The sequence below is a fragment of the Thalassospira sp. MIT1004 genome, from assembly GCF_001858545.1.
Taxonomy (GTDB): Bacteria; Pseudomonadota; Alphaproteobacteria; order Rhodospirillales; family Thalassospiraceae; genus Thalassospira; species Thalassospira xiamenensis.
The window spans coordinates 196,204-211,999 of sequence record NZ_MCAO01000045.1 but is presented as its reverse complement, the minus strand read 5'-3'; the positions used below and the strand labels follow the sequence as shown (position 1 = coordinate 211,999).

The 15,796-nt window shown below is 53.8% G+C and carries 16 protein-coding genes; 5 read left to right on the top strand and 11 right to left on the bottom strand.

Annotated features, from left to right (window positions below):
- Positions 1 to 5 precede the first annotated feature (5 nt).
- The 7 genes from BC440_RS19745 to BC440_RS19715 form a co-directional block, all read right to left on the bottom strand.
- Entirely contained in the window at positions 6 to 1,379 is a 1,374-nt protein-coding gene (locus BC440_RS19745) for a flagellin (RefSeq protein ID WP_071241086.1), read from the bottom strand.
- A gap of 110 nt (positions 1,380 to 1,489) precedes the next feature.
- Positions 1,490 to 1,960 carry a flagellar assembly protein FliW gene (gene fliW / locus BC440_RS19740; RefSeq protein ID WP_071241085.1) on the bottom strand — a complete coding sequence of 157 codons (471 nt, stop codon included), beginning with the start codon at positions 1,958 to 1,960 and terminating at the stop codon, positions 1,490 to 1,492.
- Between the two features lie 83 nt (positions 1,961 to 2,043).
- A complete protein-coding gene (locus BC440_RS19735) occupies positions 2,044 to 3,273 on the bottom strand; it encodes a flagellin (protein ID WP_063092727.1) in 1,230 nt (409 codons plus the stop codon).
- A gap of 27 nt (positions 3,274 to 3,300) precedes the next feature.
- Positions 3,301 to 5,541 carry a flagellar basal body rod C-terminal domain-containing protein gene (locus BC440_RS19730; protein WP_139192155.1) on the bottom strand — a complete coding sequence of 747 codons (2,241 nt, stop codon included), beginning with the start codon at positions 5,539 to 5,541 and terminating at the stop codon, positions 3,301 to 3,303.
- Positions 5,542 to 5,730: 189 nt separating this feature from the next.
- Positions 5,731 to 6,192 (bottom strand): flagellar protein FlgN, encoded by a 462-nt coding sequence (locus BC440_RS19725; protein WP_139190000.1) that lies wholly within the window; start codon positions 6,190 to 6,192, stop codon positions 5,731 to 5,733.
- A 5-nt stretch (positions 6,193 to 6,197) separates the two neighbouring features.
- Positions 6,198 to 6,545 (bottom strand): rod-binding protein, encoded by a 348-nt coding sequence (locus BC440_RS19720; protein WP_063092730.1) that lies wholly within the window; start codon positions 6,543 to 6,545, stop codon positions 6,198 to 6,200.
- Positions 6,545 to 7,678 carry a flagellar basal body P-ring protein FlgI gene (locus tag BC440_RS19715; protein WP_071241082.1) on the bottom strand — a complete coding sequence of 378 codons (1,134 nt, stop codon included), beginning with the start codon at positions 7,676 to 7,678 and terminating at the stop codon, positions 6,545 to 6,547. Before BC440_RS19715 ends, BC440_RS19720 begins: the two co-directional genes overlap by 1 nt.
- 353 nt (positions 7,679 to 8,031) lie before the next feature.
- On the opposite strand from BC440_RS19715, the gene BC440_RS19710 reads away from it, so the two are divergent.
- Together BC440_RS19710 and dksA are read left to right on the top strand one after the other, a co-directional pair.
- A complete protein-coding gene (locus tag BC440_RS19710; RefSeq protein ID WP_007092331.1) occupies positions 8,032 to 8,475 on the top strand; it encodes a flagellar assembly protein FliX in 444 nt (147 codons plus the stop codon).
- A gap of 153 nt (positions 8,476 to 8,628) precedes the next feature.
- Positions 8,629 to 9,048: an RNA polymerase-binding protein DksA gene (gene dksA, locus BC440_RS19705; protein WP_007092332.1), complete on the top strand. Its 420-nt coding sequence runs from the start codon at positions 8,629 to 8,631 to the stop codon at positions 9,046 to 9,048.
- A 241-nt stretch (positions 9,049 to 9,289) separates the two neighbouring features.
- Here the strand turns inward: dksA and flgH are convergent, their stop codons facing one another.
- The 4 genes from flgH to flgF all read right to left on the bottom strand — a co-directional run bounded on the left by flgH (position 9,290) and on the right by flgF (position 12,912).
- On the bottom strand, positions 9,290 to 10,063 hold the full coding sequence (gene flgH / locus BC440_RS19700) for a flagellar basal body L-ring protein FlgH (protein ID WP_223304999.1): 774 nt from the start codon (positions 10,061 to 10,063) through the stop codon (positions 9,290 to 9,292).
- Positions 10,064 to 10,190: 127 nt separating this feature from the next.
- The gene (gene flgA, locus BC440_RS19695; protein WP_247643616.1) at positions 10,191 to 11,171 is read right to left on the bottom strand and encodes a flagellar basal body P-ring formation chaperone FlgA; all 981 of its coding nucleotides are present in this window, start codon (positions 11,169 to 11,171) and stop codon (positions 10,191 to 10,193) included.
- 130 nt (positions 11,172 to 11,301) lie between these two features.
- Positions 11,302 to 12,087, bottom strand: coding sequence for a flagellar basal-body rod protein FlgG (gene flgG, locus BC440_RS19690; RefSeq protein ID WP_063092732.1), 786 nt, complete (start codon positions 12,085 to 12,087; stop codon positions 11,302 to 11,304).
- Positions 12,088 to 12,150: 63 nt separating this feature from the next.
- Entirely contained in the window at positions 12,151 to 12,912 is a 762-nt protein-coding gene (flgF, locus tag BC440_RS19685; RefSeq protein WP_071241073.1) for a flagellar basal-body rod protein FlgF, read from the bottom strand.
- A 343-nt stretch (positions 12,913 to 13,255) separates the two neighbouring features.
- Between flgF and BC440_RS19680 the strand changes: the two genes are divergently transcribed.
- From BC440_RS19680 to BC440_RS19670, 3 genes are all read left to right on the top strand, one after another.
- A complete protein-coding gene (locus tag BC440_RS19680) occupies positions 13,256 to 13,789 on the top strand; it encodes a flagellar basal body-associated FliL family protein (RefSeq protein ID WP_007092337.1) in 534 nt (177 codons plus the stop codon).
- Positions 13,790 to 13,876: 87 nt separating this feature from the next.
- Complete coding sequence (gene fliM / locus BC440_RS19675) at positions 13,877 to 15,004, top strand: flagellar motor switch protein FliM (protein WP_007092338.1); 1,128 nt, start codon at positions 13,877 to 13,879, stop codon at positions 15,002 to 15,004.
- Positions 15,004 to 15,657, top strand: a complete 654-nt coding sequence (locus BC440_RS19670; RefSeq protein WP_071241071.1) for a DUF6468 domain-containing protein — start codon at positions 15,004 to 15,006, stop codon at positions 15,655 to 15,657. The genes fliM and BC440_RS19670 overlap by 1 nt, the downstream gene beginning before the upstream one ends.
- The last annotated feature ends 139 nt before the right edge of the window (positions 15,658 to 15,796 follow it).

The following is a 15,796-nucleotide window of genomic DNA, read 5'->3' as shown; positions in this document are numbered from 1 at the left end:
ATTAATTAACCTTGCAGCAGACGCAGCAGGTTCTGCGGCATCTGGTTTGCCTGGGCCAACATTGCGACACCGGACTGGACCAGAATCTGTTTTGATGTGAACGAAGTCATTTCCGATGCTACATCAAGGTCAAGCAGGGTAGAACGAGCCGATTCAGTATTTTCCTGCGTAGAAGCAAGGTTCTGACCAGCAAAGTCCAAGCGGTTCTGATAGGTGCCGATACCTGCCCGTGCGCGCTGCAGATCATCGATTGCTACGGTTACGACTTCAACAGCTGCCTGGGCGCGTGCGGCTGTGGTGATGTCCACAGTAGCAGCATTCAGGGCCGTACCTGTACCGGCGGCACCCGTACCGAGCGTCCCGGAATCAACAGCTGTCAGTGTAATTGCCAAGCGATCATTTGCGGTATTGCCCGCACCAACCTGGAAGTCGATGCTTGCAGGCAGTTGCTGGCCATTGTCGGCGGCGATATTGACCGTGCTGGCCGTCGTATCAATAACCGCACCGCCAATGGTAAAGGCGGTTGCTGTGCCGAAGTCATTCGCCCCGCCAGTGCCAGCGCCAACAACGTCAACGTTATCGGTGAAGTTATCGTTGATGTCGATGGTCAGGCCAAGCTGGTCGAAGTTCAGGGTGCCGGTATCACCCGGGCCCATGGCTTTGCTGCCACCGGTCAGGTAATCGGTCACATCAATCGACTGGGTCAGCGGCGCATCAGCACCGGCAGTCAAGTCGACATTTGCGGTAACGGTCATGATGATCTGGGTGCCACCACCGCCAACAGTAACTTCGTTGATCGAAACCGAGAAGTTGTTGTCGGTTACGCCGTCCTGTTCACCGTCCGATGCCCACAGATTGTTATCGGTAATGCCAAAGCCGCTGAAACCGGTTGCCGGGGTCAGTGCCGCACCAGAGCCACCGGTATCAAGATCGGCATAGTTAAGGGCAACATCGCCACCATCGCCAAGCAGCTGAATGCCGTTGAAGTTGGTCGAGGACGAAATACGATCAATCTCGTCACGGAGCTGGGTGAATTCGTCGTTGAGGAAGCCGCGTTCGGTATCGGACAGGTTGCCCGAGGAAGACTGAACAGCGAGCGTTTTCATGCGAACGAGAATGTCATCAATGGTTGCCATGCCGCCATCGGCGATCTGCAGCATCGAGTTGGCCTGGCCAACGTTGACGGTTGCTGTTTTGAGTGCCTGGGTGGTTGCATTCAGACGGGCACCGATAGCCATGGAAGCCGCATCGTCACGTGCGGAAACAACGCGCGTACCGGATGACAGTTTGGACAGCGAACGGGTCGCCATTTCATCAGAAGCTGACAAGTTACGATGCGCAACGTTGGCAGCATAGTTGGAAATAATATTAAGAGCCATTTTTCCCTCCTACATGGATCCAAAAGAATGGCTCCAAGCCATCCGATCCGTCGGCGTCATTGCCTTGCATTCTTGTCAGCAAAGATCGTGCCAGTTGAGCTAGGCAAAAATTACAGGTCGTGTTGTACCGAGTATTTGTCGTTAGGCATGATGTGCTGCCATGCCACCTGTCGAACGGTGTCAATCAGGATTGGTGCGCGCAGATTGGTCGACATTGTTATGCCTTTGCCATCCGTCGCACTTCTCACTGTCACAACCATAATAATTGCAACATCTTTATGCTCTATCGCCAAGCTCTTCAGCGCGATCTCCAAGTCCTTGTCCGAATAGACACCGCTTTCCATATTATAGGGGGCTACGATAAAGGATAGATTGGCGTCTGTGAGGCTTTGGTAAAGTTTGAATTGATCCAGCGACGTGTTGGGGATGTTGGCGATGCCAAACACATGATGTTCGGGAAAACCAAGCAATCCGACGGGCATATAAATGCCCTTGTCCCAACTGAATTCGATATTGCCAAAGCGTGTTTCAACAATCACGGACTCAGGTATTTCTTTTTCGGCGACTTTTTCGGAATCCATAACCGATTTTACTCCGGCGTTTAGAAGTTTCGGCCTCGCATGGCCGTGAAGTTAATAGCCCACGATAATCCGATTATGGATCATTAGCGCAAATAGTTGGCCAAGGACAATTCTGAAGCACGCGAGATTGCGATGAAGCTGGCGTTCAACGCCGTAGAGTATTGGGCTGATTCGGCCACCACTAACGGTACATCGACACCTTCAATGTCACTTATTGCCTGTGATGCAAACACTTTGTAATCTTGGTGCCGTGTTTCAACACGTTCAATATTTGCGATGTTAAGGCCAATTTTTCCCTGAACATTTGGCAGATTATCGATAGCGTCGGTGATATGACCCAGTGCAACATTAATCGCATTCTGGTCGGTTGTGCCTGCCGCAATCCCCAAGCCCTGGATCAGGCTTTGGAATGCGGGGTCATCGGCAAGTACGCCATAAGAGACATTATAACCATCATCAACGCGTGACGAGAGGATCTGTTGGTCGCCAGCATAATAAGAAGTATCCGGGCGCGGGTTGGGGATTTTCGTCATGCCCAGCACGTCAAGCAGGTCGCCACCGGCAATTTCGGTGATTGTGATTGACCCGTTGCCCACATTTTCGATGTTCAGCCGCGGGCCTTCATGTTCGTCGAGGCCGCGTAACGTTGCAATTGCACCATCGGTTGTGTTGCCATTGATCGCTGCGCGCAAGTCGCCGATTGTCCATGTAGCCGGATCATAGTCAACAGTTGATGTGACGCTGTTGCCGTCGATATCCGTACTGACAATCTGGAGTTCGCCATCCGTAACGCCGAGGGAGGCAAGAGTAAGGCCATCTGTGATGGTGGTGCCGGACTTGCTCATGTAATTGTCTGGAGCGTACATCTTGTCGATATCGACAGCCGGTAATTCCGAGCGTCCGCCGGCGAATAAATATCGCCCATCAAGGTTGGTATTGAGAAGGCTTGCAATCTGCTCCATCGCCTGCTTGGCTTCGTTGTCAAGGTTGACGTCCGCAGCCTGATTGGCGTTAAGCGACTGGACAAGCAATGTCTTCATCTTGACTGCAATGTCCATCATTGTGTCAACGGCGCTCTCCATATTCTGAAGGCGAAGCTTGGTCTGCGTGGTGTTACGCAAATATTGCTCTGTACGGGTATATTCCGCTTCGAGGTTCAGAAGGCGCTGGGAGCTATCGGCAATTCCGGAATAATTGCGTGATTTTTGCCCGCTGGATTGCTGGGTATTAAGGTCAGCAACCTTGGCTGCGTTTCTCAGCGCCAAGTCGGACAGTAGCGTATGGTTTGTATATGTAGCTACGCGCGTTACCATTTTGCCCTCACAAATCCTTGTCGCAGTTTAAACTGCATTCAGCAGCGTATCAAACAATTCATCAACCGTGGATATGACCCGGGCAGATGCACTGTAGGCGCGTTGGAAAATAATCAGATCCGACATTTCTTCGTCCAGGTTGACGCCCGCTTCATTCTGGATGCGGTTGCCCAAATCTGTAACGAGATTGGACTGAAACTCGTAGCTGTTGCTGGCAACCGATGCCTTGGTTGCGGCAGTTGCGATGATGCCAGCGGCAAAGTCGGTCAAAGAAGTTCGTTCTGCCGATAGCCCGCCCGCAGATTCAAAATCAATGTCGGTACGTTCAAAGGTTTGGCTCAGCGCAAGTGCAGCACTGTTGTCGCCCTCGTGCACGCCATGCTGAATGCCCAATCCCAGAATTTCTGTCAGACTGTCGCCTGCTCCTGCGCCACTGTCCTGGAAGAAGAATGGGTCGCCATCGGCATCGGTGACACGCAACTTGTATCCACCCAATGCACTGTCGAAAACGACCTGTGCATTAATGTTGTTGTCTGTCAGTGTGGCGCTGTTGTTGATGGCATTTGCGATGTCTTCGAGCGACGAGTTGCTGTCGTAATTGATATTCACACTCGTGAAATCGCCAGCAACCGTAAGTGTATAGTTGACGGGTGGGGGGACAAGTGGCCCCAGCCCCGGAATAGCGGTTGCTGTATCGACAACCGCTGTAGATGTTTCATACGTGTCGGCATTCAATTGACCGCGGACAATACGCGCCGGATCATTTTTTATGCTGGAGGCGACGTCCATATTCCCGGCAAGGACAGGCATGTCCTCGGTCATGCCAATCGTCTTGGACATGTTGCCGGAGTCAGTGATTGTCATGTTGGATGTATAACTGATCACGAGACGATAGCGATCGCCATCCTCAACCAGATACGCGGTTTCGGCGGCGTCGGCGGCGGTCATGCCGGCACCCTGAAGGGCAGTCCGGATCGCGTCACGTACATCCGTGAGGCTGTCATTCGCGGTGTAGTTCACCGTAATGCCGGGTGTGGTCAGAACCCCGCTGCCAGCACTGATAACCATGGAGCTCGCCGTGACGCCAAGAGTCGCGGTTGCACTGTCTTGTGCCGAAGAGGTCATTGTATCGGAACGTTTTACCGTCGCCACGAAGTCGTTCAGGCCAAAATAGTGTGACATACCCTGGCTGCGGCCATCGCTCGTGGTGATTGAGCTGGTCATTTCATTGATAGAAATGCGGTTGCCGTCCAGTCCTTCGATAACCATCCGGCCATCGACCAGAGATGCGGTAAGATAAGTACCTGCGGTGGAGCCGTTTATCGCGTCGATCATTCCCTGAACCGTAGCGGGAGCAGTCGGCAGACTGATATCGGCCCAGCTGTCTGTCGCGGTCAGGTTACCATCTGCGTCAAGTGCGGCAATACGGAAGGTTCCCGTTGCCGTCAGTGGATCGTTCGCAGCAACCATCCGGGTGCCCGACAAGTTGGCCGGAGGCGGGAAGGCGGTGCCTTTATTGTGTTCTTCGTTAATGGCGTCCCGCAATTCACCGGCCAGTTCGTTTATCTGGTCGTTCAGGCGCGGCAATTCCGTGTCGCGCATTTCAAGCAAACCCTTGATTGTGCCATTCTGGATGACATCGGTTACATCCTCTCCGTTCAGCATGATACCGGACCCGCCAGTGCCAGGTTCGAAACCGGCGGTGGGGCTGAAGGAAATGGTGGCAGGGGTTCTATCGAGAAGTGTGCGATTGCCATTGGCCGTAAACAGAACCATGGATCCGTCACCACGGTTATACGTGGTCACGTTCATGATTTTGGACAGCTGGTTAATTTTCAGGTCGCGCTGGTCCTCAAGTTCGGTGGTCGGCTGCCCAAGGTTCTTCTGGCGTACCACGTCCGTATTGAGTTCGGCGATTTCATTGAGCAAAGTATTCGCGCGGTCGACTTCGTCAGAGATATTTTTGTCAATATCGCCACGCATATGCTGGATCTGTTCGGACAGGTTCTCGAACGCGTCCATAACCTGAATGGCGCTTTCGATAACTTCCACTTTTGGGGAATTCTGCTCGGGCGTATTGCCAAGTTGCTCGAAAGCGTCGGCAAGGTCACTGATGCGTTGGCTTATCGCACCGTTGGACTGAGGTGTTCCGAACAGAGTCTGAATGCGTTGAAAGAATTCAAAGCGTACTTCTTCCCGGCCAGCTTTGCCAAGCTCGCCGCGCATTTCACGCACAAGGCCTTCGTTGACGTTGCGATAAAATGTCACCGATCTGCGAACCTGCGCCAACCCCGTCTAGCACCAGGGTTTCCTGTCCGGCTATCTTTTTCGAATAGCCGGGGGTATTCACGTTCGAGATGTTCGAGGACGCGATGGAAATCCGGGCCTGGGCAGTGTTGAGGCCAGAAATTGCGCTATTGAGTGCCTGAGTCAGTGACATGATCTTCGCCTTTACCCTTAGAGCGTTTCGTTAACGCTGTAAGACGTGCCGGGTTTGCTGGTCGGGCGGCCGTAACCGCCAATGGATGCCTTGCCGGTCTGGCCAGAACGGTTATAGGTTGTGCACTCTTCCTTGGCTTTGTCATTCACCGCGCGCACGATGGCATTGACCATGCGTTCATTCGTGGCCTTGGCGGCCTGAAGGGCGGTCATGTTACGGCGGGCGGCCTGCTGGAATTCAGCCTGAAGGTCGCGAAGTTCGGCTTTGTCGTCTTCGGGAAGCTGGCGCAGTTCGGGACCGCGCGCGCGCAACTTGACGACCAGCTGTTCATACTGCATCGACAGGGCAGATTTTTCCGACACGAACTGCTCATACTCGGCAATTTCGAGCTTGCGCAATCCCTGGGTCTCACGCTCCAGCAGGGAAATCAGGTCATAAGTGACGCTTTTGAGTTCGATAACCATCTGTTCGGTGGTCATGGTCATTATCCTTCCTGCACCTTGAGGATTTCGCGTGTAACGGCATCTGCAATTCCGATGCCACCCGCGCGCGTCATTTCTTTGGCATATTCATCAACAAGCAGGGACCGCATCATGGTTTCGCCATGACCGCCGCCAAAGGTTTCGTTGGTTTCGATACCTGCAAACATGTGGCTCAGCATCTGGCCTAGAAACATTGATTCAAATTCCTGGCCTGCTTTACGCGCCTGGGCCTCGGTTTTGATATGTCCGTCTGTCAACTGGCTTGCGCGGTTCGAGACATTGTTCTGACTGCCGTACTGGGCAGATGCCTGCGCCTGCGCCATCAATGCATTGGTGCTGTCGATCATCATCACATCACCTCGATTTCGGCTTGAAGTGCGCCGGACGTTTTGATCGCCTGAAGGATGGTGATCATGTCGCGCGGTCCGACGCCAAGGCTGTTCAGGCCATTAACCAGTTCCTGCAGGCTGACGCCGCTTTCAAGAACGCCGAGCTGGTTATCCTCGCCTTCATCCACTTCGATATTGGTTCGGTCGACGGTTTCGGTCGTGCCGGTTTGCGAGAAGGGAGAAGGCTGAGAGACTTGCGGAGTTTCAGTTACGCGGATGGTCAGGTTGCCCTGCGCGATAGCCACGCGGTTGATGCGAACATTTTCGCCCATCACGATCGTGCCGGTGTTTTCATCAATGACGACACGTGCGATCTGATCAGGTTCAACGCGAAGCTGTTCTATGTCCGTCAATAAAGCCACGACATTCTGATTGTAGCGTTCCGGAATGTTGATGCGAACTGTGCCGGGGTCGCTTGGGCGCGCAGCGATTTCTCCAAGATAGGCATTGACGGCTTCGGCAATGCGGCTGGCTGTGGTGAAGTCCGGGTTGCGCAAGACAACCGACATGTTCTGCATGGAATTGAGATTGAAATCGATTTCACGTTCAACGATACCGCCATTGGCGATACGCGCGGAAGTCGGAACACCCTTGACCACGGTTTGAGCATTGCCGCCAGCAGAGAACCCGCCGACTGCAAGGTTGCCCTGGGCAACGGCGTAAACTTCACCGTCAGCACCGACCATGGGTGTAACCAGAAGGGTCCCGCCCTGGAGGCTTTCGGCAGTGCCGATTGCGCTGATGGAGACATCAAGGCGCGACCCCTGACGCGAGAAAGGCGGTAGGGTGGCGGTGACCATCACGGCTGCGATATTGTCGGAATCAATGTCATCGATCTGGCTGCGCACGTTGATGCCGAGCCGTTCAAGCATGGCCACAAGGCTTTGGCGGGTAAAGTCGGCATCACCAAGATCGTCACCCGTGCCGTTCAAACCGACAACCAGACCGTAACCGACCAGCATGTTGTCACGTACGCCTTCAAAATCGGCGATATCCTTGATGCGCGACTGGGCGTTTGCCGGAGCAACCTGCGTCAGGGCGATCATGCCGAGCACTGCTGCCTTTAGTGCATATTTGCCTAGACCTTTGATCATATTCTTTGTTCCGCTTCCGGGGATGGGGTTGCCACCCGATACAATTTGCAGACACTTCTGCGAAAACCGTGCCAGATGGCAGAAAGCCAAAGCTTTGGATCACTGATTGCGCAAGTTGCCGGAAAATCGGTGTGTTTTTGACGAGCAGACGAACTGCACGGCAATAGTGGAGTGCAGACCCGGCATTTTTTTCCCGTTGCGTCAGGCAACGCTTTGGGGGAGACTCGGCCTAACGGGATCACTGTCAAAGGGCTGTGCGGATTGAGCCGACAGGCTTTACACAGCTGATTGACGTAGTGATGGCTGCATGTTCGATCCCGGCAAGCTTACCACATAGCAGGCGGAAGTGAAAAATGAAGGTCAGCGGATCCAAAGCGACAGGCACGAATAGCACGACACGCAAGAAAACATCTGGCGGTGGCGGTGCGGGCGGTTTTGCTGATGCAATTCGTTCACTCGATTCCGCAGGCGGAGCAAGCGGGGCAGGTGGTGTGCATAGTGCGGGAACGGTCAGTGCGCTTGATGCATTGCTGGCGTTACAGCAAAGTGGTGATGCACTTGATTCCCCGAAAAAGCACGCCGTCCTGCGGGCCGAAAGCTTGCTTGAGCAGCTTGAAGGTGTGCGGGATGCTCTGTTGAGCGGGACTTTGCCTGCCAGCCGACTGCGCCAGCTTGTCGGGCTGTTGGATCAGCAGCGCGAAAATATCTCCGATCCAGCCCTTTCTTCTGTGCTGGACGAGATTGATCTGCGGGCACAGGTCGAGCTTGCAAAGCTTGAAGTTTCGGGTCTGGCCTGAAAATTTAAGGTTTGGGCAATAGCTTTGGTCGCAAAACCCAAGGTTATGAAGGCTTTCAGGCTAATTCAGATTTATTTACTCAATCAGCTTGCACCCATTGCGCGCGCCCTCTATATTGCCGCGCGTTCGATGAGTCCTGTATAGAGGGCGTACATGACTATCACGCTACCACCAGACTATCGTCCCGCTGAGGACGAAGAGTTCATGAACCCGCGCCAGCGGGAATATTTCCGGCAGAAGCTTTTGGCCTGGCGGGCTGAACTGCTGCAAGAATCTTCGGAAACATTAGCGAGCCTGCAGGATGGCGGGGGACTTCAGGAACCGGATTTGACCGATCGTGCATCGGCCGAAACAGACCGGGCCTTGGAACTCCGCACTCGTGATAGGGCGCGTAAGCTGATTTCAAAAATTGATGCTGCTTTGCGTCGAATTGAAGACGGATCATATGGTTACTGCGAAGAAACCGACGAGCCGATCAGCCTTAAAAGACTTGAAGCTCGTCCGATTGCGACCCTGAGCATTGAAGCTCAGGAGCGCCACGAACGGATGGAGCGTACTCGCCGCGACGACTGATCGCGTCGGGAATAAACACGGGTCGCGCCTGCGCGGATCCGGTCAAATGGCAAAAGCCAAGGCTCTGTTGGGGAATACCGGTTAGGGATAACCAAAATCAAAGGTCCGGCTGTAATTTGCAGCTGGACCTTTTTTTGTTTTGGCCTGGTTCAGGCGAAACAAAACCGGCCTGTGGCAGGCCGGTTTTGGTCAATCGTGATTGCCCACGGGAATCCAGGAAGGCGCAGGCGATCAGGATTAATCAGAACGGTAGAATGACATCCATGATTTCGCTGCCGTAACGCGGCTGCTGTACATCGGAAATCGTACCGCGACCACCATAAGAAATACGGGCTTCCGCGATTTTGTCATATTCGACTTCGTTGGACGAACTGATGTCCGCGGCACGTATGACGCCCGCGATCTGAACTTCACGGACTTCGCTGTTTACCCTGATTTCCTGACGACCATGAATGACATAATTTCCATTCGGAAGGACCTGAATGACGATGGCCGCCACACGCAGGTCAATCGCTTCATTACGGTCAAGCGTGCCACTGCCTCTGTTGGACGTCGCGCTGTCCATATCGAACATCGATGACGGGTTGATCGTTTCCGGCAGTACTTTGGTGAGTTCGGACTCGAGGCCAAAAAGGTTTGGTACCGCCAGATCCTCGCTATTGGTGCGGGAACGTGCGGTGGTGTTGGCCAGTGCCGCACTGTCCTGCATATCGACAACAACCGTCAGAATATCACCAACCTGATTGGCGCGCTGGTCCTTGAAGAATGAACGTGCTCCGGACCGCCATAGCGAGTTCGGATTGCTTTCTGCGACCTGCGGTGCAGGCATTGGCAAGCTTACCGGTCGATAGGTTTCTGACTGCGTGGGATTGTCGATTGCCGAGAGCCTCGGTGCCTCGCCGACTTCGGAAAGGCGTTTCATCGCGTTGCAGCCTGAAAGCAGTGCCGTAGCGCCGATCAGGCCGGTTACAATTGCCAAGCGGCGCATTGAAATCTGCATGTGATTAACGGGCATTTATTCCTCCTGGAATTCCTGCCTGTATCTACGCAATCCTCATGCCAGATTGCGGCTCCTGAGCGGGCAAAGCTTGCCGGGTCAGCAAGCCTTTGTCTTTCATCGTGAATTGCGCGAAATCGCAGTGTTATTGCGACATTGCGGGCAAAGCGCGAACTTCGTTCTCGGCAACAACTTCCACTTGGATGGTTTTGTTGCTGGTCATGTTCATGACGCGAATGATCGCGCCTTTTGCGCCGTCTTCAAGCGCTTTGCCGCGCGCGGTTAGCGACATGTTGGCGGTGAACAATCGGATCGTAACCAGTGCGCCGCGCCGAACAAGGATCGGATTGGAAAAGTCGCGGAACATCAGGGGTTCGTCTGATTTGATCGGGCGCAAAGCTTCTTTGCCGATAACATCGTTGATGTCGCGAATGGCCCCCGCTGGAAGGCGTTCCGAGCGGACATTTCGGTATTCAACCTGATCCGGGCGCACGATCTCGCCACGCCGGACGGGCTCGATCACAACGGGAACCTGTGCCAGAGGGAAATATCTGCCGCTCATGCGGTAAGTGCGGCGCTGGGCTGTTTGCGTGCCGGTGGTGACACTGGCAATAAACCGGTTTGTCCGTTGGTTGACGTCAAGACCTGTGATCTCGACTTCGGCCGGTACATCGACAGGCAAATGGATTTGAAATGTCTCGCCGGAAAGGTCGACAGTAAAGGGCGGCTTTATTCCATGGTCGACAAGCGCATCTTTGATCGCTTCGGAAATTTCGTCGATGGAAATTGTCTGGCTTGCGCGGGTGATGACGATCTGGTCCGCCGTCGTTCGGGGGCGCCATGCAATTTTGTTTCGCTGCGCGATGCCATAAAGCCAGCGGTAATCAAGAACGGTTTGCCGTCCGGGCTGCGGGGAATGGGAAACCGGAATATCAGCCTGTTCAACGTCGATGCCGCTGAAAATGTCTCCCAATGTCACATATTGCCCTTCGACAACCGCATCAGGGCGCAGCAGGATATTGGTATCCAGTTCTTGGGAACTGGACGACGATTGCGCGTGCGACGGTTCCGGGTTGCTCAGCAGTACCGGAAGCAAAAGGGCAAGGACAAGAAATATTTTCTGCATTTTCATCCGCCAACCATAGCACGGAACTGTATAAATCGCGTAAACGCAGTTAACGCGGGAAACCACTTTTTCCAAGGCTGCCCGCGCATTCATTTTCCAAGAAATTTTATCAGTTCGGAACCGTATCGAATTAACGCAGGTTGCTGACGGAGCTCATCATTTCATCCGTGGTCGAGATCGATTTGGAATTCATCTCGTATGCGCGCTGTGCCTTGATCAGGTTGGTGATTTCCTGCACCACGTTGACGTTTGAGGATTCCAGATACCCTTGCTGCACCGTGCCAAAGCCAACGGCCCCCGGGACGCCGGTCGTGGCATCGCCTGATGCCTCGGTTTCAAGGAACAGGTTATCGCCAAGCGCATCAAGCCCGGCCGGGTTGATGAAGGTTGCAAGCTGGATCTGTCCCAGGTTCTGCAGCGCAACCTGACCATCGATTTCCGCAAACACCTCGCCTGAGGTGTTGATCGTGACCGATGTCGCGTTGTTTGGTACGGTGATGCCCGGCTGAACGGCAAAGCCATCCTTGGTCACAATCTGCCCGTTGGCATCAAGTTTCAGGGTGCCGTCGCGGGTGTAGGCCGTTTCGCCGCTGGGCAAATCAATCTGAAGGTAGCCGCGTCCCTGGATGGCGACATCAAGCTCGTTTTCGGTCAGAGATAGGGTACCTTGCCCCATATAGCGCCCGATGGCGGCGGTTTTTACACCAAGGCCGACCTGCACGCCGACAGGAACAATTGTCCCAGTATCGGATGACGGGGACCCTGCGCGACGCAGATCCTGATATAGCAGGTCCTGGAATTCGGCGCGCTGGCGTTTATAGCCGGTGGTGGTCATGTTGGCGATGTTGTGCGAGGTCACATCCACGTTGGTGGATTGTGCCTGCATGCCAAGAGCTCCAATATCAAGTGACCGCATCTTCTGTCTCCTTGGTCTGCGCCACGGGCGCATATGAATTCTTTAGGGCGGGCGCCCGTTTAATCAGGCGCGAACATCGCCCAGTTTGCTAATCATGTTACGTTGACGCTCGTTCTCGCTTTCCAGCGACCGCGTCACGGACTGATAGGTGCGCAACACATCAATCATCTGTGTCATTGAACTGATCGGGTTGACGTTGGATTTTTCAAGGGCACCCTGAACAACGCCGGGATTCTCAACCGGCTGGGCGCCATCGGGATCGTTCGGGTTTTCTTTTACGACGCTGTAAAGCGAGCTTCCAGTCGTGTTCATTGCCTGGACATTGTCAAACGTGACGACCTTGAGTTTCCCGATCTGACCGATATCGGTTGTCACCGCGCCATCACCCTTGATTTCGATCTGGCCGTCGGCTTCGTTAAAGAAGATAGGCTGGTCGGCATCACTTAGAACGGGATAACCTTCGTTTGTGATCAGTTGTCCGCCGGGATCTAGGCTGAAGTTACCATTTCGGGTATATTGGGTGCCGCTTGGGGTTTCGACGGCAAAAAACATGTCCGGTTGGCTCAGAGCCACATCAAGCGGACGCTCGGTATGTTCAATGTTGCCTACGCGTGTGTCGCGAAACTGAGCGATGTCCTGAACAAGCGATATTTCACGCTCGCCGCGGAAAGGCGCGTCCTTGTTCTTCGCAACCCAATCGGTGAACATCATCTTTTCTTCCTTGTACCCGGTCGTGTTCATGTTCGCCAGGTTCTGGGAGATATTGTTCATCATGCTACGGAGCGTCTTTTGACGCGACAAAGCGATGTAGGTAACGTTTTCCATAATTTTGCTTTCCCAAATCGGGTCGGTGTTCTGAACAGGCTAGTAGCGAAAGTTATGCCAGTTGTATTAAGTTAATGAAATTAAACGATAAAATTTTGATCGGCATTTGTTGCCGCGCATCTTCTGAGCCTGCTTTGGCAGAACCTGCCGTGCATTATTGCCGGGTCATCTATGCCGCGGGTGATAATCGGTGGTTCCTGAACTAATGTACTTTACAGAGTCGCTTGCATGGAAAGAGGCGGGAAACGGAATTTTAACGTCGAGGTATTATGTCTCATCATTCCGGCATAGTGTTTGCTGGATAGACAGGGTAACGGTTTTGAACGCAGGGTAACGCAGGCCGATGGGTGATGATGTCGACGAAATAGAAATGGATGGTGGCGGGGGACGCAGCAAGAAATTGCTGGTCGTGGTTATCCTGCTGGTACTCCTGCTATTGGGTGGTGCTGCGGCGGCCTATTTCACGGGGCTTCTTCAGCCTGTGATTGACATGGTGACCGGCGGCGGAGGGGATCACACCGAAGAAGTGATTTCCGAAAGCGCCATCGAAGAGGCGCCGGGGGTTCCGCAAAATGTCGGGTTTGTCGATTTGCCGGAAATTCTGGTGAACCTGAACGCCGGAGGCGGTAAGCAAAGCTATCTTAAAATACGCGTCAGTCTGGAAGTTGCAGACCAGAGCATGTTGCCCCAGATCGAGCAAATGATGCCGCGTATTGTTGATAACTTTCAGGTTTACCTGCGTGAACTGCGACCGGAAGACTTGGCTGGCTCCGAGGGGATGTTCCGCCTTCGTGAAGAATTGCTGATCCGTGTCAGTGCTGCAGCAAAGCCTGCAAAAATCAACGACGTTCTGTTCAAGGAAATGCTGGTACAATAAGGTGCTGGCGGCAATGCCAGAGACACCATACAAGAAAGTATATGGGCAAGAAAGTAGTGGGCCAGAAGGGCCAGGGACAAATCGCCGATGGCAGATGAAGATGATGATGACGCACTTGCCGCTGAATGGGAAGCCATGGCAGGCGGTGACGAGGATGGAGACGACGGTGGCGAGGATATGGCCGCCGAATGGGAATCCATGCTTGGCGATGAAGATGGCGGTGGCGAAGATGAGGATGTTGGCCCCGGATCTGCGCGTGTTCTGAACCAGGATGAAATTGACAGTCTGCTTGGTTTTGATGATGGATCGGGCGCGGGTGACCAATCCGGCATTCAGGCGATCATCAACTCGTCGATGGTGGCGTATGAACGTCTGCCGATGCTCGAAGTTGTTTTCGACCGGCTGGTGCGCATGATGTCCACCTCGTTGCGTAACTTCACATCCGACAACGTTGAAGTATCGCTTGATAACATCCTGTCGCTGCGTTTCGGGGATTATCTGAACTCGATCCCCTTGCCCGCCATGCTGGGTGTTTTCAAGGCCGAGGAATGGGACAACTATGGGCTGCTGACGGTTGATTCTGCGCTGATTTATTCCATCGTGGATGTGTTACTGGGCGGGCGTCGCGGTACGGCGGCAATGCGTATTGAAGGTCGTCCCTACACCACGATTGAACGCAATCTTGTCGAACGCATGATCCATGTGGTTCTCGGGGATTTGTCGGCGGCATTTGATCCATTAAGCCCGGTGACCTTCCGGTTCGAGCGCCTTGAAACCAACCCGCGTTTTGCGACCATTGCCCGTCATGCCAATGCTGCCATCGTCGCAAAGCTGCGCATTGACATGGAAGATCGCGGTGGTCGTCTGGAACTGCTGATCCCATATGCAACACTGGAGCCGGTTCGTGAACTGCTGCTTCAGATGTTCATGGGGGAAAAATTCGGTCGAGACTCGATCTGGGAAAACCACCTGGCGAACGAGTTGTGGCAAACCCATGTGAATCTTCTTGCGGTACTCGACGAGCAGATCATGTCGCTTGGCGATGTGATTAATCTGGAAGTTGGCAACCGTTTGGTTCTTAATACCAGTCCGACCTCGCCTGTCGAGGTTCGGTGCGGCGATGTGCCCCTGTTCAAGGGGATGATGGGGCGCAAGGGGGACAGGATCGCGATTCAGGTTCGTGACCGGGCGCGGCATAACGAGGACGACAGTTGATGGACTATGCCATCTATCTTGATCTGGTAATGATTGTGTTGCTAATTGCGACGATCATCTACGCCATGATCCTGAGCCGTCGTTTGGCGGCGTTTCGTCGCAATCGCGAAGAAATGCAGAACTTTCTGACGGCTTTCAATGCGGCAAACGAACGAGCCGAAGTTTCAATCCGCGCGCTGAAGGAAATGGCCGAGCAATCCGGCGAAAAATTGCGTGAAGATATCGAAAAGGCCAGTGGGCTGCACGAAGATCTGTCCTTTATGGTAGATCGGGGTGAGAGCATTGCCAACCGACTGGAAAAGGCGGCAAGTGATGTCAATGCCACCCGCCGCGGTGCCGGCGGGGCAAAGTTTGCCGATGCCGGAAATGTTACCGGTAACGAGCGAAACAACGTTGTTGATGACAGGCAGGGTGTTGAAACCCGAGCAGAGGAACTGGCTGCCCGGTTGATGCGTGATGTTGAACGCGGCGCAATGCCTGGCGCATCGACGTCTTCTTCGACCGAACCGTCTGGTGGTGGATATGGTTCGGGCATGCGATCTGGTGGATCGCCCGTACACGAACCTGCTTCTGATCCTTATGAACAAGATGAAGATGCCGGGCGCTCCGAAGCCGAACGTGAACTTCTTGCCGCTTTGCGGTCTGTCCGTTAGTGGCGTTGCGGATAGGATCAATCAGATAAAATCGCCATGATTGCTAAAAATCAGGTAGGGCGTCTTTTTTCGACAAATTTGGTACCTACCTGTTAGTATATGATTTGAAATTCAATATGGGCGTGCAAGCGTCCCATTT